Consider the following 17,976-nt stretch of genomic DNA (forward strand, 5'->3'; position numbering starts at 1 on the left):
ACCGGCTGATGGCTGAGAAACCGGAAATCTCAAAAAGTGCCTGGAACTAAAAGCGGTGTACTTACACTGGGTCTGGTGACCAATGCGGTTGTGCTGTGGAATACACTTTACATGCAGGAGGCGTTGTCACATCTTCGCAAATCGGGGGAAACTCCTGAGGGGGAGCACCTGGCAAGATTGTCGCCGCTGATACATCGCCATATAAAGATGCTGGGGCATTATACGTTTTTGTTACCAGAAGATATTTTTAAGGGCGAGTTAAGACCGTTAAATTTCAATATAAACAATGAATTAACCTTTTAACGTGGTTTTTTACATCATTGGACCTCGAACCCCGTAAAGCCTTTGCCGCCGAAACCGCCGATGCCATTTATACCCGCCAGGAAACCTCGGAGCTGGCGCAGGCTTTTCGTGAAGATGTGCGTCGCCAGCTGGTAGCGCGCGGCCTGTATCGTGAGGACTATGAAGGCAATACCCTGCGCGAGCAGCTGGGGTAAATCGGTAACACAATATAGTTACAACATACATTTCGCTGAAGAGGTTATCGATACCTTAAGCACCGGTAACCTCTTCAGTCACATCGCCTCTTCTGCGGAGGGGAGCAATAAACCTTATTCCCTCCGCTGAGGCGACTTCGCCACCGCCCCATTTCTGGGCCAGTCCGTCTTAGTCAGGCATTTGATAATGAGGCAGCTCGATAGCATCAGCTTTAGGAGACAGCAGAGGTTTCAATAGTGTCTTGAAACCCGGCGCGCTCGCCATTCGTAAAACCGCATACCCAATGGAGATGCCAATACGTGAATGCGGTGATGCAAGCCTCGGAGCAAACTTTGGTACGCTCTGTGCCTGATCGACAAATGGCCGCATTATTTTCTCATACGCCGCAAATGCATCGGCGTGATCTGCATGGCGGCCGAGTTCGCCCGCTAACACATAAGCGCCGCACAGCGCCAGGCTCGTACCCATACCGCTGATTGGCGAAGCGCAATAGGCCGCATCGCCTACGAGCACAACGCGGCCCTTTGACCAGCGATCCATCTTCACCTGTCCGATCGACTCCAGATAAAGATCAGGCGTGTCGTCAAGCGCCGATAGCACACGCGGTACTTCCCAGCCCAGATGTCCGAATTTCTCCTTGAGCATGGCTTTCTGCTCGTCGAGCGATAGCTTTTCATACCCGCTCGGTGGCTGCTGGAAAGACATCAGCGCACGCGTCGTGCCAAGATTATCGGGCCGCAGACACACGCAGAGACCACCGGGTGCGTTGAACCAACGCATCACGTTTCCGTCTGTAGGGCCACGCGGTAGAGTGAAATAAGCGGTGTAAAGATCAAGGTTGCGGCGTTTGACCTCGTCGCCAAACACAATATTGCGCGAATGCGACCCGATACCTTCAGCCGCGATTACCCAGTCAAAAGTCTCCGTGCTGCCCTGCGCAAAACGGACGTGGACTTGGCGACCGTCGTCTTCGATCGCCTCGATACTGTCGCCGAAGCGATAGGTCACTTTATCCTGGCTGTGCTCGATCAAGAGCCGGCCAAATTCGCCACGCAAAATCTCAAGCTCGGCAATCGGGCCCTCCCCCGCATAGGCATCGACGCCGATTTCAGCCCTGGTCTCATTGTTTTCGTCGACAAAGGCAATGCCATCTTCTCCCGTGTCATTGGCCCGAATAGCCTCTTCAAGCCCCATTCGCTGAACCACCGTCCGCCCGGCACCGCGTACATCGATGGTTTGGCCCCCATCGCGGAATTCAGGCGCACGCTCGATCACGACCACTTCCATGCCTTGACGGGCCAACCAGTAAGCCACAGCCGGGCCAGCGATGCTGGCCCCGGTCACAAGGATTTTTCGTTTTTTCATGCTTCAATTTCCAATTTCGATAATGTTAAGTCGGTCGTGGCACCAGGCAGCGTGGTGCGGTACGCGTTGATCACTCGGTTGAGAAACTGTTCAATCAGGGCGTGCTCGGACGGCGACAGAGCGTCCAGTACGGTATTGAGAGACATCAGCATTGGGCCGAGATGGCGATAGGTTTGTGCGACTGAAGCCTGAACCGGCTTAACTAAAACGCGACGCTTGTCTTCTGCCTGCCGTTCGCGGACAACGTGACCGGCTCGTTCGAGCCGATCGATGACCAGCGTAATACCCGCGGTGGTCACATTAAGCCGTGAAGCAAGCTCAGTCGGCGCCAGAGGACCATTGGTCATTAACTGTTCCAATGCAGCGAGGTCAGTGCGGTTGATACCAAGGGTGGTCCCAAGATGATCAGCCGCCGCGCGGGTCAGCACGGTGATCTCCTGGAGTTGACGACCAATCGGATTATCGGCGACAGGAAGACTTCGCACGTCTTCAAGTGGCACGGCAACCGGCGATGTTTTTTTAGGCATGAGTGGGTTCCCCATTGTTGCGAGTCTGAGCAGGAAATAAGAAAGTGACTGACAGGAAAGTGCACAGGACGACCCATTGCACGATCAGCGTGGCATCAGTGCGCCCGTAGCACCTTGCACCAGCCGCAATATTGGCCAACGCGGAATTTTCTGGTCATCTTTCATAATAGCTAATTACCTTAGCTATCTAATGTCCGCGTCAAGTTTTGATTTAAAAAGGTGAAACATGGGGTCCCGTGCGTGGGCGGCACACGTTGTCATAGATATTTACCCAAGACCCTACCCCGGTAGAAGATCTACCCTATAGTTTTGCGTGTAGCTCTTCGTAATGGCAGCTATTGTGCCAAAGCCAAATAGGGGAAACAGACAATTGAACAGGCATATCGCACCATTGAAAATTTGGAGAATTAACTTTATAAAGATGACATTAGAAAATAAGAAAATTGGTAAAATAAGATGAAAAGGATCGCTTTGGCTCTTGTATGTTCTCTGGCTTCACTTCCGGCAATTTCAGCATCATCAGGTACAAACACTCTTCAGGAATATCTTGATTTACAAAAAGAAGATGCAAATGGTCAGGCAGACAAAGGATTGATTGATGCCACCAAGACATATATGAATGGTCTGGCCAACGGCTTCAATTACTACAATGCTATGGCTAAATTTCAAAACCAAACTCAACTTTTCTGCATGCCAAGCAAGTTACTTTTAAATGTAGATCTTTTGGATATAACCATTAAAAGCTATGTCCAAAGCAATGAAAACGGTGAGGGGCTTAAAAGATTGAAAGAGCAGCCTGTTGAGTTGGCCGCTCTTTTATCGCTTACGAAGATTTACCCATGCAATTAGGCACATACTGAATATGGCACAGTTTTATGAGTCAGTTAGAATGGCAGCTTAAAGAGGTCGTATTTCTCTCGCGCTAAGAAGAAGCACTCCATCATCAGATCCATATCGTAGAGGGTGCTGTGGGATTTCTCCGTGTCGTAAACCAGACCCAGCGAGAATGCAGCTCTTACAGACGAGGTCGTTTTCCGTCTTCTGTACTTCCTGATGCTAGCATCACGGGCGCCTTCTGCTTCCAAATCAGGACTGATCTGGACTTCTTCATACAGCAGATCCTGTAATGGCCTGATCACTCAGCCCGCAGTACAACGATGCCCGGTTTCGGGCGCAGATATTCCAGGAAGGGTGAATCCACCACTTTTCTGTTTGCGGCCAGCGAGGAAGCATTCCTGAACCATACCTGCCCGTTGTGACGGACCACGATACCCACATGCGAAACGTCCAGACCTTCAAGGGAAGTGTAGACACCGACATAATCCCCGGTTTTCAGGCGGCCCAGCACCTGCTGACTGATAGCTTTTCCGGGAATGTAGTTTATTTTACGGGGATGAATGCCCAGCCCCGGGATGTACTCGCCCCCATCCGGTTTGCGGTTAAGCTGCTTGTCAGCCACGGCATAGTCAGGGCTGATATCAGGTGTGACGTCCCGGACATTGCGAGGTGCGGTGGTGAACCAGTCGGAGAAGAAATGCCGACGACTAAGGTAACCAACGTTACCCCTGGTGTAACGAACCTCCGCAAGATGATGCAGAAATGATTTCTCGTCATGGCTGCGGGTCAGAGCCTCGATGTAATCTGCCAGGGTAAAACAGTCCACGCCGTTGAAATTCACGACAAGTGCTTCGGGGGTGCCGGGCCCACCGATGAGCGTATCAGCCTGATAAGGGGTACCGAGAAAAGCAGATGATACGCGGCTGATAACTTCCCCGTGTTTTTCACCTGAAGAAGGGATGACATCTGACCGGATAATCTGGTCTACTTTTTCCGCCGTAGTGTTGTCCATGATGGTCTGATATTTTTCCGTGCCGGATGCGGCACAGGCCGTCAGATACGCTGACATAAGTAAAACTGTCCATGCATTGACTTTCATAATCATCTCCCTGAAAGGTAAAAATCCCACTTTCATTTTTCAGGGAGATGATTGTAATGAATACCAAAAAGCGCCTTCGGTTGATTCCTGGTTGAAAAATACGGTCCCGGATAATGAGGAATGTGAAGAGCATCACACGGCCTGGCACGCTTCGACATGGATTAGCAACTGAGCATGAGACAAGAGATCATCCGCTGTCACATAGACCTACATCTCGCCCTTTATGCAACACTCAGGATGGGCATCAGCCTGATCCTGCTGATGTGCAGGCTGAAGACACTTAATCCACCACCATAATACCGAGCCTTTCAACCAGAATACTGACCTGAGCACTGTCCAGCTTCACCCCTTCCAGGTCCGTGTTACGCAGGTCGAGATCGCTGGTGATGGAACGGGTCAAATCACAGTGAGTGAAGTTTGCCGAACGCCAGTCAAACGTGCTGAACTCACCGCCCGAGAGGTCGGAGCCGCTGAAGCTCGCCCCAAGGACATTGGCGCCCACCCAGCGGTTCTCCCACAGTTCGCATTTTTCCAGCACCACCTTGGAAAGGTTGGTATAACTCAGGTTAGTTTTGGTGATACAGGCGCTGCAAAACCAGCTCTTTGTGGTGATCATATTCATAAAGCTGGCCCCGCGAAAATCCGCCCCCTGCGCACGGCATTCACTGATCTCAATCCCCAACGCGTCGACTGAACGGAAATTATTCATCGAGATATCGCAGTGTTTAAAGCTGGCATCTTTCAGTATTGCCCGGCTGAAGTTACAGCCCTGCTCACTTTCCCGATCGTAAAACTGGCAGTGAAGAAACCGCGTATCGGTCAGGTCGCAACCCGAAAAATCGCAGTTGATGAACTGGGTGTTTTCCACAACGCTACCCGTGAAATGGCGTGCGATGAACTTTTCATTACGATAAACCGGTGACGTGGTCATTTTAAGGTTCCATGTAGAGCAGTGCGCGTTCATCGAGCTGAAGCTTTTCCCCAGGATAACGATGCTCCAGCAGGTGATAAGACTCAGCGGCGATAATATTTTCAATACTGTCAGACAACGCATTCAGCGCGTGTTGCATCTGCGGCAGATAATTGTGGGTGTCATACACCCGGTCAATCCCTTCCAGCGCATGATTCATGATTTTACGGGCGACATCATTCGGCGTATCGAGCGCAGCCAGCCTTGAACGCGCGCTACGCCGTAAATCCCGGGTGGTAAAGGGGGCAATGCCGAGGCCCCGATCGGCGCGGATCATGCGCCGGAGTGCCTGCGTAATGGCCCCGCGTGACAATGGCTGTGACAACGTCACGGGTGAGGGCACCAGCCAGGGCGATTCCTGCGGACTGGACTGCATCAGGGCGCGAATACAAACCCGCATCAGAGGCGTCAGTGGCAAAATGTGTTCGCGCTGCGATTTGTTACGGGTGCCCTGCCGCCAGATACCCGACGTGAGATTGAACTCCTCTTTACGCGCCTGCACCACTTCATCCGGCCTGCGGGCCGTCAGCAGGCAAAGGCGCAGCGCCCATCGGCACTGTTCTGAGAGATCCCAGGCATCCAGGCCGTGCCAGAAAACCCAGACTTCAGCATCGCTGAGCGTGCGGCTACCCGGCGGTGCGCTTCTGCCCGCGACATCACGTTTTTTCATCGCGCTGAGGGGCGTGTGCTCAAGATAGCCCTGCATCTCGGCCCAGGCAAAGAACTGCTTACACAGTGCAAACACTCGCCGCGCCTCTTCTTTTTTACCATCGGCAATCAGAATATTAAACAGGCGGTTAAGCTGAAGGCGGGTAATGGATGACAGTGGCCGTTCACCAATCACGGGGAGCACATGCTTCAGTAAGGACGAAATAGCGATCTCCGGGCGACGGCGCGTTTGCAGCAGCGAAAGCCGCACCCAGAGTTTCATAACCTGCGTCACAGACCCTTCATCACCGCTGGATTCCAGCTCGACCAGTGAAGAGGTGCTTACTGCGTTCAGCCACAGCACCACATGCCGCCCGACATGCGGAGAAGGAAGGATCTCAGGATTACGGGATTCAGGCATCCTGTAATCCTGGGATTCTTTTATCATCTGATTTTTTCATCGTCACCTTCCAGGGAGATCGCCACCCGTATTGAACCGCAGAGACAGTGATTTTATCGTGTAAAAGCCAGTGACTCCAGACTTAATAGGTCTGGAGTCATAAAGATTACGCCATGCTTTTACTTTATTTTTATTGTAGAGGAGAACTCATGAAATCAGTCAAGGCCCCATCGCCGTAATTTAACCCTTCATCGGCCAGATCGGATACCTCATCTGTCTAGCCTGATGGGGACAATGAAGACTCTTTTTGCCTTTAAATGGTGAGATACATGGAAATTGAAGTCCCCCTTCCCCTCCAGGGTATGCGCACTGATTGTGGCATCGAATAATGAACACTCCGTTCAATGTCTGCATTCAGTTTCCCACAGTCTCATTGATTGCCCCATCGAGCACCATTTACGACAATCCAGAATAAGCCAAAGGAATGGCGTGTCGCTGACAAGAGAGGGAGAACAGAAAATGTCCGGCAGCCGGTTCAACGAAGCATGAAATGGCCAAACAACAGAAAATCAGGGAAACGAAATATCAAAACTTACCGATCTATTTTCATTCAGGGTGGCTGGCACCCTGTTATGTTAATTCAGCCGCCCTGCGGCAGAGCGCGCCACCAGGATATAGGACTAAAAGGCCCGCTGAAACAAAGTTTCGTGAGAGAACCCACCTTTTTATACTGAAAAACCCAGATCGCTATGCTGAAGAAATCACGTAAGAGGTTATATTTCACTTTGTGGATGTTGTAACTAATGATTATAACCCTCCCTCAAGCGAGGAAAAATCGTGTCCCTCTTGTCTGTGACCCCGTCACAACCTCCCTCACCCAGCAGTGATAATACCTGAAGCAACATTCATGCTCATCTCAGCTCGGGGAAAAATAGAAAAACAGGATGAATTGCCGCCAGCACAGGGATAAGAATCCGTCGAACCAGCATCGATTCGGCAAATTCGTTCAATTTCCCAATCGGGAATACATCATGACCTTATGGCTGCCTTACGGTGCTCAGAGATATTGCGTTGTGCCATAACGAAATCGATGCAAAATGCCGAAAAATAAATCACATAGAAATAAAACCCTTTTATTACAGAACATTGCAATGATCACAATGGGGGGGGGTATAGCCTGTTTTACACATGGAAAATAGGGGTGAAGTTTCAGAAGAAAATGCCTCAATCAAAAGAAATGTTAAGATTTATCCCATAAGTTGTAAATATAAGAACCCCCAGAGCGACCCAATAGCAGAGTAAAATGGTATCCAGACAACATTTGAACTAACATTTTTTTAATTTAGTGTTTTTTCACTCTTCATTTGTCTGTACACTGAGTCTCGTGACGATAGTTACTAATTTAAACCAACATACAGGTTACGGATTCCGTTATGAGCGAAACGCTGAAAGTATTAAATAATATTCGCACCCTTCGTGCCCAGTCTCGTGAAGTGTCTTTAGTTGAACTGGAAGAGATGCTGGAAAAACTTGAAGCGGTAGTGAACGAAAGACGTGACTCAGAAGCCACTATTGCTTCTGAGATTAAAGAAAAAGAAGAGAAACTGGCTAAATACCGCCAGATGCTGTTGGAAGACGGTATCGACTTAAGCGAACTGACTGCTGCAGATAATACAACTGGCAAGACACGCGCTAAACGTGCTCCACGCCCAGCCAAGTATTCATATACTGATGAAAATGGCGAGCAGAAATCATGGACTGGTCAGGGCCGTACCCCGGCTGTGATTAAGCAGGCACTGGATGCCGGCAAGAAACTTGAAGATTTCCTGATCAAGTAAATGCCAACCGGCCGCCAGACAGGCGGCCGGATGCATTTTTACCTGACAAACTGCGTCTGCTGACACAATTGCTTTAATAACACCACCAGCTTCACCGTATGCTCCTCTTGCGTTCTCCACGAACATACGCTGATGCGTAATGCCGATTTTCCCTGCCATAACGTCCCTGAAAACCAGACATCTCCCGACCCCTGAACGGCTTCACGTACGCGTTGAGTGTGTTCATCGTCCTGTGAACGAAATAAAACCTGATTGAGTATCACTCTGTTCAAAATCTCGAACCCAGCCTCCTGTAGTCCTGTACTGATCTGGCGTGCCAGCGCACAGTGCTGTTCAACCATTGCGGCCACGCCCTCACGGCCCAACGTACGTAGTGCCGCCCAGACAGGAATACCCCGTGGGCGACGCGAAAACTCCAGCGTCAGATTTTTTTGCGCATCCTGTGATGCCACAGAGTAAACCGCCTCGGCATTCATCGCCGTGGAGAGCGCACCCGGATGACGGCAGATCGCCATGGCGCAGTCATAAGGGGTATTCAGCCACTTGTGCCCGTCTGTCGTCCAGCAGCGCCAGCGTCTGCTCTGCAGGCAACCCGTTTACCGGCAACGCTTCGTCGAAACGCACCAGCCCGGCCAGCGCTGCAGCATCGGGAAACACCCGTCGGGTCGCCAGTGAAGCGCTGTAGCTCAGCGCACGTGCATCCGCATCAGAGAGTAATTCCCGTTCGTTCATGACTGACCTCGTGTTAATCGCATCATCACCCAAAACAGTAACGCCAGCAGACTGACAGCGGCGCCGCACAGACACACCGCATCCCATCCTCCCCGGGCAAACGCCTGGGTGGAAATCAGCGCCCCGGCACCGCTGCCAGCGGAATAAAACAGCATATAACCGGCAATCAACCGGCCTGCGGCTTCCTGCTGACTGGCAAAAATCAGACTCTGACTGCTGACATGCAATGCCTGTCCGCCCGCATCCAGTAACAGGATCCCGATCACCAGCAGAAGCAATGACCCCGCCCCCAGCCACAGCGGCAGCCAGCTCAGCAGCAGTACCACCAGCGCCAGCGCAGAGGTGCGTTCCGCAAGTCCTTTGTCTGCCCAACGTCCGGCACGGCCAGCGATCAGTGCGCTGACCGCGCCCACCAGCCCCAGCGCACCAATCTGCCCGTGCGTCAATTGCCAGGGCGGAGCACGCAGCAGCAGGACCAGCGCACTCCAGAAAATATTAAAACTGGCAAACATCAGCAGCGCCAGCATACCGCGCACCTGCAACACCCGATGAGTACGCAGCAGTCGCCAGAGAGAAAACATCACCTGCGACCAGCGCACAGGCGCAGTCGGGGGTAAATCAGGCAGCCTGCGCCACAGGATCGCCGCCAGCAGCAGCATCACCAGCGCGGAACAGACGTAAACCCCGCGCCAGCCGGTGATATCGGACACCAGGCCCGCAGCTGCTCGCGCCAGCAGTAATCCGATCACCACACCACCGGAAACGGCACCCACCACACGCCCGCGCGTTTCCGGGCTGGCCGCCGCTGCGGCATAGGCAATCATGCCCTGCGTCATTGCCGTCCCCAGCATGCCAATCAGCAACATCGATGCCAGTAACATCAGCATATGTGTGGCCGCCGAGAGCAGTAACAGCGCCAGAATTAATCCGGCAAGCTGATAGCGCATCAGTCGACGCCGGTTGAACACATCCCCCAGCGGAACCAGCAGCAACAACGCCAGTGCGCACCCCACCTGAGTGGCAAAAATCACCCCACCGACGGCCGCAGAGGTGATGGAAAACGAGTGCGCCAGCGCATCCAGCAGTGGCTGAGCATAATAGACGTTCGCCACGCTCAGGCCGCAGCTGCAGGCAAACAGCCCCACCTGAAATGACGATAAACCTGCACTGTCTGCACTCTTCTCTGCCAGCGTATTCATTTCATCTCCAATTGGTTTCAAATTAAAACCATTTGCAGATTGCCGCAAGTGGTTTTAAAATGCAACCAAATTAACGAGGAGAAAATCATGACTGACCGCTTACCTCTCAGCCAGTCGTCCTGCCCGGTCGCGCGCAGTGTTGATCTGATTGGCGACCGCTGGCTGCTGATGATCCTGCGCGATGCGTTTGACGGCGTGCGCCGCTACAGCGAGTTTCAGCGCAACCTCGGCGTGGCGCGCAATATCCTCGCCGATCGGCTGAAAAAGCTGGTAGAGACCGGACTGCTGCGGGTACAACCGGCCTCCGATGGCTCAGCCTGGCAGGAGTATGTGCTGACCGATCGCGCTAACGACCTGTTCCCGTTGATTGTTTCCCTGCAACAGTTTGGCGAACAGCACCTGTTTGCCGCCGGTGAAACCCACTCAGATTTACTGGAAACCACCAGCGGCAAACCGCTGGCACCGCTGCGCGTGTGTAACCAGCAGGGAGACGCGGTGACCCCTGAAATGACCTGTGTGCAAAAAAACGCCTGATCGTTATGCAAAAAACGCAAATAGCCAGATGAATTTCTTGGTTCTCCTGACCCCTTGTCAGGCCTGATATTTATTGTCAGCCACTTAGCACACTGACAATAAAGGAATTCACCATGCGCGTTTCTCTTCGCCTGACGGCACTTGCCGGGGCCATTGCCATGACCACCGCCGCATCGGCCGCAGACAAGCCGGTACAGGGCGGTACGCTGGTTTATCTGGAGCAGCAGGCTCACACCAATCTTTATCCTCCGGCAGGTGGCTTCTATCCGAACGGCGGCATTCTGAACCAGATCACCGATAAGCTGACCTGGCAGAACCCGGAAACCCTGCAGGTAGAGCCGTGGATAGCAGAGAGCTGGACCCGCAACGCTGACAACACCGAATACACCTTTAAAATCCGTCCGGGCGTCACCTTCTCCGATGGCACCCCGCTGGATGCCGCAGCCGTGGCGAAAAACTTCGATACTTATGGCCTGGGAAATAAAGCCCAGCGCCTGCCGGTTTCAGAGGTGATCAATAACTACGATCACAGCGAAGTGGTTGACCCGCTGACGGTCAAATTCTTCTTTAAAAAGCCGTCGCCGGGCTTCCTGCAGGGCACCGCTACCATCGGTTCCGGCCTGGTGTCACTCAGCACCCTGGCACGTAACTTTGATGCCCTGGGCGATGCCCGCCACATCATCGGTTCCGGGCCATTTGTCGTCAGCGGTGAGAAGCTGGGGCGTGAAGTCGACCTGACGGTGCGCAAAGATTATCAGTGGGGGCCAAAAAGCCTCGCGCAGCAGGGACGGGCGAACCTCGACGGCATCAAAATTATCGTGACGCCGGAAGACAGTGTACGCATCGGTGCGCTGCTGGCGGGCCAGGCGGATGCCATCCGCCAGGTGCAGGCTTATGATGAGAAGCAGGCACAGCAGCAGAACTTCCCGATTTATGCAGCACCCACGCGTGGCGTCAACGACAGCCTGAGTTTCCGCCCGGATAACCCGCTGGTGGCCGATGTGAAGGTGCGTAAAGCCCTGCTGCATGCCACCAACAGCAAACAGATTGTCGATACGCTGTTCTCACCGAACTACCCGCAGGCGAAGTCGGTGCTGGCCACCTCAGCCGCCGGCTTTGTCGACCTCAGCGATAAACTGACGTTTGATCCGGTACTGGCAAAAAAACTGCTGGATGAAGCAGGCTGGAAGCCAGGCAGCGACGGTATCCGTGAGAAAGACGGTAACAAGCTGGCGCTGGCGGTGTATGAGTCCCTGCCACAACCGCAGAATAAAGAAGTCTTACAGCTGGTCGCCCAGCAGTGGAAGCAGGTCGGCGTTACCCTGACTGTGCGTGCGGGCGATGCGGGCAGCAAAACTGTCGACAGCCTGGATCCGCTGAAAACCCCGATCAATGTGACCGAAGTGGGCCGCGCCGACCCGGATGTGGTGAAAAGCTCATTCTATCCGACCGTGCGTGATGCACTGCTGCAGAAAGGTGGCTCCAGCAGCCTGGTGAAAAACTTCCGCGACGACAAACTGAACGCCATTCTGGACGGCATCGCCAGCGAAACCGATGCGAAAAAGCGTCTGGCGCTGACGGGTGACGCCCAGCGCTATCTGATCGATAACGCCTATAACATCCCTATTTTCGAAGAGCCGCAGGTGTTTGCGGGTGCGCCGTGGCTGAAGGGTCTGACGTTTGAAGCCGTCGGCCGTCCAAGCTTCTATGCTGTCTGGCTGGAAAAACGGGGGTAAGCCACCATGACCGGTTATCTTACCCGGCGGCTGGGGCAGGCAGTGCTTGTACTGTGGGCGGCGTTTACTGTCTCCTTCTTTCTGCTCCAGGTGCTGCCCGGCGATGCGATCCTGATTAAGTTTCAGAATCCTGACCTTGGCCTCAGCCCGGCACAGATTGAAGAGATGCGCCAGGCCTACGGTGCCAGCACCCCGCTCTGGCAGCAGTATCTGCATACGCTCGCCAGCATGCTGCACGGTGACTTCGGTTTTTCCGTGCAGGCCGGGGTGCCGGTCAGTGAGCTTCTGGCGGAGAATTTCCCCGCCACCCTGCGCCTGGCCGTGCCGGGGTTCCTGCTGGCAACCCTGCTGGCGGTACTGATCGCCTTCTCCTCCAGCCTGGTGGGCCTGCGCTGGTTGCGCAATGCCCTGCAGGCGCTGCCGTCGCTGTTTATCTCGCTGCCCACCTTCTGGCTGGGGATTGCCCTGATCCAGGTGTTCTCCTTCCAGCTGCGCTGGATACCGATAATTAACCCCGGCGAATGGGTTGGGCTGATCCTGCCGGTGATGACGCTGGCAGTACCCATTTCGGCCCCGCTGGCGCAGATCCTGATCCGCAGTATCGACCAGGTGCAGACCCAGCCGTTTGTGGCAGTCGCGCGTGCCAAAGGCGCCAGCCAGCGGCGCGTGCTCTGGCATCACGTGGCGCGCAACGCACTGTTACCGGTACTGACTATCGCCGGGCTGCTGCTCGGTGAATTGATTGCCGGGGCACTGATCACCGAAACGGTCTTTGGTCTCAGCGGCCTTGGCCAGCTGACGCAGCAGGCGGTCAATAATCAGGATGTGGCGGTATTACAGGCGGTGGTGATGATTTCCGCGACCGGGTTTGTGCTGATTAACCTGCTGGTCGATCTGTTCTCACCGCTGCTCGATCCGCGTCTGAAACATTTTACGAGGGCGATATCATGAGCCTGGTGGATGTCAACAGCATCACAGGAACCCGTCCGCGCCGCGCCGGCAGCGGGTGGTATCAGCGCCTGAACCCAGGGCTGACGCTGGCATGGGCGGTGATGATTCTGGTGATCCTCTGGGCGCTGGTGCCCGGCTGGTTCACCGACTGGAGCAGCACGGAAGGCGTCGCCGGTGCGCAACGTCTGGCACCGCAGGCGGGTCACTGGCTGGGTACGGATCAGCTGGGCCGTGATGTCTATGCACGCATCGTCTGGGGTGCTTCCCATTCACTGAGCGGCGCACTGGTGGCCGTGGCGCTGGGCCTGACGATCGGCACCTTGCTGGGAGTGGCCGCCGGATCGCTGGGCGGGCGCAGCGAAGGCGTGATTATGCGTCTGGTCGACGTGCTGCTGGCGATCCCCGGCCTGCTGCTGTCGTTAAGCATTATTATTTTGCTCGGCTTTGGCACGGTCAACGCCGCCATTGCCGTCGGCATTACCTCGGTAGCGAATTTCGCACGCCTGGCCCGTTCGGAAGTGGTGCGCGTCCGTCACTCAGAATATGTTGAAGCCGCACGCGGCAGCGGTGGCACCTTTATCGCGGTACTGTGGCGCCATATTCTGCCGAATTCCCTGACCCCGGTGCTGGCGTTCTCTGCGCTACAGTTCGGCAGCGCGATCCTGGCCATTTCCACCCTGAGTTTTCTTGGCTACGGTACGCCGCCGCCGACCCCGGAATGGGGCCTGCTGATTGCCGAAGGCCGTAATTACATCTCCACCGCCTGGTGGCTGACGACCTTCCCCGGCGTGATCGTCGTGGCAGTGGTACTGGCCGCTAACCGTATCAGCCATCACTATTCAGGAGGCCGCCGGTGAGCGAATCCCTACCCCCGGTACTGCAAATCGAGAACCTCAATATCGCCTACCGCAGCGGTCAGCAGCACAAACGCGTGGTTCACAATGTTTCCTTCCAGGTGAACCGTGGCGAAGTGGTGGCACTGGTGGGCGAATCCGGCTCCGGTAAAACCACCACCGCGCAGGCGATTATCGGCCTGCTGACGCAAAATGGTGAGCGCGAGAGTGGCAAAATCTGGCTCAACGGCACCGAGATCACTCACTGGTCGCAGAAGCGCCTGGATGCCCTGCGCGGTGCCAGCATCAGCCTGATCCCACAGGACCCCGGCAGTTCACTGAACCCGGTGAAGACCATTGGCGACCAGGTGGGTGAGATCCTGCTGCTGCATGAACGACTGTCACGCCGGGAACGCGAAGCACGGGTGATTGCCCTGCTCACCCGCGTCGGCCTGTCGCATCCTGAACAGCGCACCCGGCAATACCCGCACCAGCTTTCCGGCGGGATGAAACAGCGGGTGCTGATCGCCATCGCCATTGCGCTGAAACCGGCCCTGATCATTGCGGATGAGCCCACCAGCGCGCTCGACGTGACGGTACAAAAACGCATTCTGGATCTGATTGACGAGCTGCGGCGCGAGTCCGGCACGGCTGTGCTGTTTGTCACCCACGACCTGGCAGTAGCCGCCGCACGCGCCGACCGCATCCTGGTGTTTCGCCAGGGGGAAATTCAGGAACAGGGCAGTACCGGGGCGATTATCCACCATCCGCAGCATGCCTATACGCGCCAGCTGTTTGCCGATGCACCGGCGCTTTCTGGTGCGCTGGCTACGCCACCTGACGCTGATTTTTCCCAGCCCGCCATCGAGATCAGCGGCCTGAACAAATACTTCTCTCTCGGCAAAGAGGAAGGTTTTCAGGCGCTGAACAACGTGTCGTTCAGCGTGGCACGGGGCACCACGCATGCGCTGGTCGGTGAGTCCGGTTCTGGCAAAACCACCCTCGCCCGCATTCTGCTGGGCTTCCAGCAGGCTGACAGCGGGCGCGTGGTGCTGGATGGCATCGATGTCAGTTCACTGCGCGGTGAAGCCCTGCGCCAGCTGCGCCAGAAGATCCAGCTGGTGTACCAGAATCCGTTTGCCTCACTCGATCCCTCCCAGACGCTGTTCCGGGTGATTGAAGAGCCTCTGCTGAACTTTGCCCCGGTCAGTCATGAAGAACGCCGCCAGCGGGTTGAAGAGGTCGCCAGCCGCGTGGCGCTGCCCCTCGCCCTGCTGGATCGTAAACCTCATGAACTTTCCGGCGGCCAGCGCCAGCGTGTGGCTATTGCCAGGGCGCTGGTGCTGCGCCCGCAGATCCTGGTGCTGGATGAAGCCACCTCCGCGCTGGATGTCACTATTCAGGCGCAGATCCTCACGCTGCTGCAACAGTTGCAGCAGGAGCTGGGGCTGACCTATCTGTTTATTTCTCACGACCTCGCCACGGTTCGCCAGCTGGCGCACCGTGTTTCGGTACTGCGTGCCGGGCAACAGGTTGACTGCGGCAATACTTCCGACATTTTCTCGCTTCCGGCCAGCGATTATACCCGTGAACTGATCGCCGCCATCCCTGCGCTGACTCGCGCTAAGGAAACCGCATGACCACCAAACGCCTTGGGTTTTTCACCCGCCTGCTGGATAAAACCAACGCCGGAGAACGCTATCGCCTCGCCACTCTGCAGATCCAGCACGCGGAACGCTGGGGCTATGATACCGCCTGGATCGCCCAGCACCACTTTCATGAGCACGAAGGCGGGCTTCCTTCTCCGCTGCTGTTTCTTGCCAGCGTGGCGGCACAGACCACGCGTATCCGCCTGGGCACGGCCATTATTACCCTGCCGATGGAAAACGCCCTGCGCGTGGCAGAAGACGCCGCCGTGCTCGACCTGCTGAGCCACCAGCGTCTGGAGCTGGGGCTGGGTTCCGGCGGGACGCATACTTCATTTCTGCCGTTCGGATTGACCTTTGATGAGCGCGCCGCCGCGTTTAATACCGGTCTGAACACCCTGTTGCAGGCCTGGGGCGATGAACCGCTGGGCCATGACAACAACCGGCTCTACCCGGCCGCACCACAGCTGGCAGAACGCATCTGGCAGGCGACCTTCTCTGTGGCTGGCGCCGCACGCGCCGGCGCGGCAGGTCATGGCCTGATGCTGTCGCGCACGCAGCCGCGCCCGGTGGGTAATCCCCTGCTGCCGCTGGATGAGATACAGAATCCAATGATCGATGCCTATCTCGCTGCGCTACCCGCCGGAACGGCACCGCGCATTCTCGCCTCGCGCACGGCTTTCGTCAGTCGCGACGGGGCGGAAGCTCGTCGCCTGGCGCTATCGGGCCTGACGGCACAGGCTGCGCAACATCGCGCGGCGGGCCACGTGGTGCCGGGGAACACGCTGGACGATTATATTGCCGCGTTCGATGTGCATCTCGGCACGCCGCAACAGGTGGTGGCCTCCCTGCAACGCGATACCGCCCTAACCCGCGTTACTGACGTGTCGTTCCAGGTCCATTCTATCGATCCACCGCACGAGCAGATCCTGACATCCATTGAGCTGCTGGCCACTGACGTCGCCCCGGCGCTAGGCTGGCGCCCCCCTGTTACCGCCTTATCCCACAAGGAGACCGTATGACACAGTCCACTGATTTACTGCAACAGCTGGCCGGGATCGCCCCGGAGAGCGCACTGGCCGCCGCACGCCAGACGCGTGATGCCGCCACTGAACATACCCAGGGTAGCTACGATGTGCTGTTTTCTGCGCAGAATGGCGATGACTTCCCCCTGACCGCGCGGCTGGCGATTGCCCAGCAGGTTGCCCACTGGCACGGCGAACCGCGCCTGGCAGAGCATTACGCTGCACGCCAGGCCGGAGCGCAGCCGGAAGCGAAGTGGCAGAGCGCACTGGCTCACGCGGAGCGACTGACGTTTAAACCCGCTGCCGCGGAGCCTGCGCATCTGCGCGAGCTGGAACAGGCGGGCTGGTCAGCCGCCGCTATCGTGACGTTGTCACAGCTGGTGGCGTTTGTCAGCTTCCAGAGCCGTCTGCTGCGTGGCTTCCGCCTGCTGGGTGGCGAAGACGTGGCCGCAGGCAGCGTTGAGCGTACCCCGGCCGCCGTCTGGCGCACTGAACCACTGACGCTAAGTGGTCAGCAGGCTCCGGTGCTCTTCACCCGCGATGAACTGGGCTGGGAGCCGTGGCTGGCCGCCAAACCGCTGGCTGAATTTAATGCAGTGGAGCAGGCCACGCTGGCAAAATTTGGTCACAGTGATTCTGACTATTTCCGCCTGCTGGGGCGCAACCTGCCGCTGCTGGAACAGCGTACACTGACGGACAAAGGGATTTTCTATACGGCAGGCGGGCTGCCGCGCAAAGAGCGTGAACTGGCTGCAACGGTGGCCAGTAAAGTGAACGGCTGCATCTACTGCGCCTCTGTTCATGCCCGTAAGGCGGGACAACTGTCGAAGCAGCCGGAAGATGTGCAGCGTTTTATTGATATCGCACCGGGCCAGCCGCTGGCGGCCGATCAGGATGCCCGCTGGCTGGCAATCATTGATCTTGCCGCATCACTCTCGGCCACCCCGCCAACACCGCGTCTGGCACAGTTGAGCACCCTGCGCGATCTGGGCCTGAGCGAGCTGGAACTGCTCGATCTGGTGCAATCCACCGCGTTCTTCGCCTGGGCCAACCGCCTGATGCTGACGCTGGGCGAACCTTTCGTGCCCGCCGCGTAAATCGCAGCGCGTAAAACAGGGTGAAGCGGCTTCACCCTGTT

The 17,976-nt window shown here is 56.0% G+C and carries 18 protein-coding genes and 2 pseudogenes; 11 read left to right on the forward strand and 9 right to left on the reverse strand.

Annotated elements, in window-relative coordinates; translation table 11 throughout:
• Positions 1 to 63 precede the first annotated feature (63 nt).
• A pseudogene (locus tag ACFL9S_RS07035) lies at positions 64 to 303 on the forward strand (Tn3 family transposase); the annotation flags it as partial.
• 17 nt (positions 304 to 320) lie between these two features.
• Positions 321 to 497 carry a hypothetical protein gene (locus ACFL9S_RS07040; protein WP_405261120.1) on the forward strand — a complete coding sequence of 59 codons (177 nt, stop codon included), beginning with the start codon at positions 321 to 323 and terminating at the stop codon, positions 495 to 497.
• 169 nt (positions 498 to 666) lie between these two features.
• Here ACFL9S_RS07040 and ACFL9S_RS07045 read toward each other — a convergent pair whose 3' ends face one another.
• Both ACFL9S_RS07045 and ACFL9S_RS07050 read right to left on the reverse strand, forming a co-directional pair.
• Positions 667 to 1,863 carry an FAD-dependent monooxygenase gene (locus ACFL9S_RS07045; protein WP_405261121.1) on the reverse strand — a complete coding sequence of 399 codons (1,197 nt, stop codon included), beginning with the start codon at positions 1,861 to 1,863 and terminating at the stop codon, positions 667 to 669.
• On the reverse strand, positions 1,860 to 2,390 hold the full coding sequence (locus tag ACFL9S_RS07050) for a MarR family winged helix-turn-helix transcriptional regulator (protein ID WP_405261122.1): 531 nt from the start codon (positions 2,388 to 2,390) through the stop codon (positions 1,860 to 1,862). The genes ACFL9S_RS07045 and ACFL9S_RS07050 overlap by 4 nt, the downstream gene beginning before the upstream one ends.
• A 456-nt stretch (positions 2,391 to 2,846) precedes the next feature.
• On the opposite strand from ACFL9S_RS07050, the gene ACFL9S_RS07055 reads away from it, so the two are divergent.
• On the forward strand, positions 2,847 to 3,239 hold the full coding sequence (locus ACFL9S_RS07055) for a hypothetical protein (protein ID WP_405261123.1): 393 nt from the start codon (positions 2,847 to 2,849) through the stop codon (positions 3,237 to 3,239).
• 35 nt (positions 3,240 to 3,274) lie between these two features.
• On the opposite strand, the pseudogene ACFL9S_RS07060 reads toward ACFL9S_RS07055, so the two are convergent.
• The 4 genes and pseudogenes from ACFL9S_RS07060 to ACFL9S_RS07075 all read right to left on the reverse strand — a co-directional run.
• Positions 3,275 to 3,438 (reverse strand): annotated as a pseudogene (locus ACFL9S_RS07060) (3'-5' exonuclease); the annotation flags it as partial.
• A gap of 87 nt (positions 3,439 to 3,525) precedes the next feature.
• Positions 3,526 to 4,332 carry a DUF1460 domain-containing protein gene (locus ACFL9S_RS07065; protein WP_405261124.1) on the reverse strand — a complete coding sequence of 269 codons (807 nt, stop codon included), beginning with the start codon at positions 4,330 to 4,332 and terminating at the stop codon, positions 3,526 to 3,528.
• A gap of 274 nt (positions 4,333 to 4,606) precedes the next feature.
• Positions 4,607 to 5,257, reverse strand: coding sequence for a Qnr family pentapeptide repeat protein (locus ACFL9S_RS07070; protein ID WP_405261125.1), 651 nt, complete (start codon positions 5,255 to 5,257; stop codon positions 4,607 to 4,609).
• Between the two features lies 1 nt (position 5,258).
• Positions 5,259 to 6,365: a tyrosine-type recombinase/integrase gene (locus ACFL9S_RS07075; RefSeq protein WP_405261126.1), complete on the reverse strand. Its 1,107-nt coding sequence runs from the start codon at positions 6,363 to 6,365 to the stop codon at positions 5,259 to 5,261.
• A 1,412-nt stretch (positions 6,366 to 7,777) separates the two neighbouring features.
• Between ACFL9S_RS07075 and ACFL9S_RS07080 the strand changes: the two genes are divergently transcribed.
• A complete protein-coding gene (locus ACFL9S_RS07080; RefSeq protein ID WP_405261127.1) occupies positions 7,778 to 8,182 on the forward strand; it encodes an H-NS family nucleoid-associated regulatory protein in 405 nt (134 codons plus the stop codon).
• A 38-nt stretch (positions 8,183 to 8,220) separates the two neighbouring features.
• Here the strand turns inward: ACFL9S_RS07080 and ACFL9S_RS07085 are convergent, their stop codons facing one another.
• The 3 genes from ACFL9S_RS07085 to ACFL9S_RS07095 are packed head-to-tail and all read right to left on the reverse strand — an operon-like array spanning position 8,221 to position 10,113.
• Positions 8,221 to 8,697 (reverse strand): pyridoxal-dependent decarboxylase, encoded by a 477-nt coding sequence (locus tag ACFL9S_RS07085; RefSeq protein WP_405261128.1) that lies wholly within the window; start codon positions 8,695 to 8,697, stop codon positions 8,221 to 8,223.
• A gap of 7 nt (positions 8,698 to 8,704) precedes the next feature.
• A complete protein-coding gene (locus ACFL9S_RS07090) occupies positions 8,705 to 8,914 on the reverse strand; it encodes a hypothetical protein (protein WP_405261129.1) in 210 nt (69 codons plus the stop codon).
• Positions 8,911 to 10,113, reverse strand: a complete 1,203-nt coding sequence (locus ACFL9S_RS07095; RefSeq protein ID WP_405261130.1) for an MFS transporter — start codon at positions 10,111 to 10,113, stop codon at positions 8,911 to 8,913. Before ACFL9S_RS07095 ends, ACFL9S_RS07090 begins: the two co-directional genes overlap by 4 nt.
• A gap of 87 nt (positions 10,114 to 10,200) precedes the next feature.
• Here ACFL9S_RS07095 and ACFL9S_RS07100 point away from each other — a divergent pair, with 87 nt between their 5' ends.
• The 7 genes from ACFL9S_RS07100 (at position 10,201) to ACFL9S_RS07130 (ending at position 17,935) form a co-directional block, all read left to right on the forward strand.
• Positions 10,201 to 10,647 (forward strand): winged helix-turn-helix transcriptional regulator, encoded by a 447-nt coding sequence (locus ACFL9S_RS07100; protein WP_405261131.1) that lies wholly within the window; start codon positions 10,201 to 10,203, stop codon positions 10,645 to 10,647.
• 113 nt (positions 10,648 to 10,760) lie between these two features.
• Positions 10,761 to 12,383 (forward strand): TIGR04028 family ABC transporter substrate-binding protein, encoded by a 1,623-nt coding sequence (locus ACFL9S_RS07105; protein ID WP_405261132.1) that lies wholly within the window; start codon positions 10,761 to 10,763, stop codon positions 12,381 to 12,383.
• Between the two features lie 6 nt (positions 12,384 to 12,389).
• On the forward strand, positions 12,390 to 13,334 hold the full coding sequence (locus ACFL9S_RS07110) for an ABC transporter permease (RefSeq protein WP_405261133.1): 945 nt from the start codon (positions 12,390 to 12,392) through the stop codon (positions 13,332 to 13,334).
• The gene (locus ACFL9S_RS07115) at positions 13,331 to 14,191 is read left to right on the forward strand and encodes an ABC transporter permease (RefSeq protein ID WP_405261134.1); all 861 of its coding nucleotides are present in this window, start codon (positions 13,331 to 13,333) and stop codon (positions 14,189 to 14,191) included. Before ACFL9S_RS07110 ends, ACFL9S_RS07115 begins: the two co-directional genes overlap by 4 nt.
• Positions 14,188 to 15,807, forward strand: a complete 1,620-nt coding sequence (locus ACFL9S_RS07120; RefSeq protein ID WP_405261135.1) for a dipeptide ABC transporter ATP-binding protein — start codon at positions 14,188 to 14,190, stop codon at positions 15,805 to 15,807. The genes ACFL9S_RS07115 and ACFL9S_RS07120 overlap by 4 nt, the downstream gene beginning before the upstream one ends.
• On the forward strand, positions 15,804 to 16,835 hold the full coding sequence (locus ACFL9S_RS07125) for a putative FMN-dependent luciferase-like monooxygenase (RefSeq protein ID WP_405261136.1): 1,032 nt from the start codon (positions 15,804 to 15,806) through the stop codon (positions 16,833 to 16,835). Before ACFL9S_RS07120 ends, ACFL9S_RS07125 begins: the two co-directional genes overlap by 4 nt.
• On the forward strand, positions 16,832 to 17,935 hold the full coding sequence (locus ACFL9S_RS07130; protein ID WP_405261137.1) for an alkylhydroperoxidase domain protein: 1,104 nt from the start codon (positions 16,832 to 16,834) through the stop codon (positions 17,933 to 17,935). The genes ACFL9S_RS07125 and ACFL9S_RS07130 overlap by 4 nt, the downstream gene beginning before the upstream one ends.
• Positions 17,936 to 17,976: the final 41 nt, after the last annotated feature.

This window comes from Erwinia sp. AnSW2-5, assembly GCF_045107195.1.
GTDB lineage: Bacteria > Pseudomonadota > Gammaproteobacteria > Enterobacterales > Enterobacteriaceae > Erwinia.

Bases quoted from the DNA above. Each gene is read 5' to 3' on its own strand.
- ACFL9S_RS07045 (WP_405261121.1), bottom strand. From the start codon at position 1,863: ATGAAAAAACGAAAAATCCTTGTGACCGGGGCCAGCATCGCTGGCCCG.
- ACFL9S_RS07050 (WP_405261122.1), bottom strand. From the start codon at position 2,390: ATGCCTAAAAAAACATCGCCGGTTGCCGTGCCACTTGAAGACGTGCGA.
- ACFL9S_RS07055 (WP_405261123.1), top strand. From the start codon at position 2,847: ATGAAAAGGATCGCTTTGGCTCTTGTATGTTCTCTGGCTTCACTTCCG.
- ACFL9S_RS07065 (WP_405261124.1), bottom strand. From the start codon at position 4,332: ATGATTATGAAAGTCAATGCATGGACAGTTTTACTTATGTCAGCGTAT.
- ACFL9S_RS07070 (WP_405261125.1), bottom strand. From the start codon at position 5,257: ATGACCACGTCACCGGTTTATCGTAATGAAAAGTTCATCGCACGCCAT.
- ACFL9S_RS07075 (WP_405261126.1), bottom strand. From the start codon at position 6,365: ATGCCTGAATCCCGTAATCCTGAGATCCTTCCTTCTCCGCATGTCGGG.
- ACFL9S_RS07080 (WP_405261127.1), top strand. From the start codon at position 7,778: ATGAGCGAAACGCTGAAAGTATTAAATAATATTCGCACCCTTCGTGCC.
- ACFL9S_RS07085 (WP_405261128.1), bottom strand. From the start codon at position 8,697: ATGGCGATCTGCCGTCATCCGGGTGCGCTCTCCACGGCGATGAATGCC.
- ACFL9S_RS07090 (WP_405261129.1), bottom strand. From the start codon at position 8,914: ATGAACGAACGGGAATTACTCTCTGATGCGGATGCACGTGCGCTGAGC.
- ACFL9S_RS07095 (WP_405261130.1), bottom strand. From the start codon at position 10,113: ATGAATACGCTGGCAGAGAAGAGTGCAGACAGTGCAGGTTTATCGTCA.
- ACFL9S_RS07100 (WP_405261131.1), top strand. From the start codon at position 10,201: ATGACTGACCGCTTACCTCTCAGCCAGTCGTCCTGCCCGGTCGCGCGC.
- ACFL9S_RS07105 (WP_405261132.1), top strand. From the start codon at position 10,761: ATGCGCGTTTCTCTTCGCCTGACGGCACTTGCCGGGGCCATTGCCATG.
- ACFL9S_RS07110 (WP_405261133.1), top strand. From the start codon at position 12,390: ATGACCGGTTATCTTACCCGGCGGCTGGGGCAGGCAGTGCTTGTACTG.
- ACFL9S_RS07115 (WP_405261134.1), top strand. From the start codon at position 13,331: ATGAGCCTGGTGGATGTCAACAGCATCACAGGAACCCGTCCGCGCCGC.
- ACFL9S_RS07125 (WP_405261136.1), top strand. From the start codon at position 15,804: ATGACCACCAAACGCCTTGGGTTTTTCACCCGCCTGCTGGATAAAACC.
- ACFL9S_RS07130 (WP_405261137.1), top strand. From the start codon at position 16,832: ATGACACAGTCCACTGATTTACTGCAACAGCTGGCCGGGATCGCCCCG.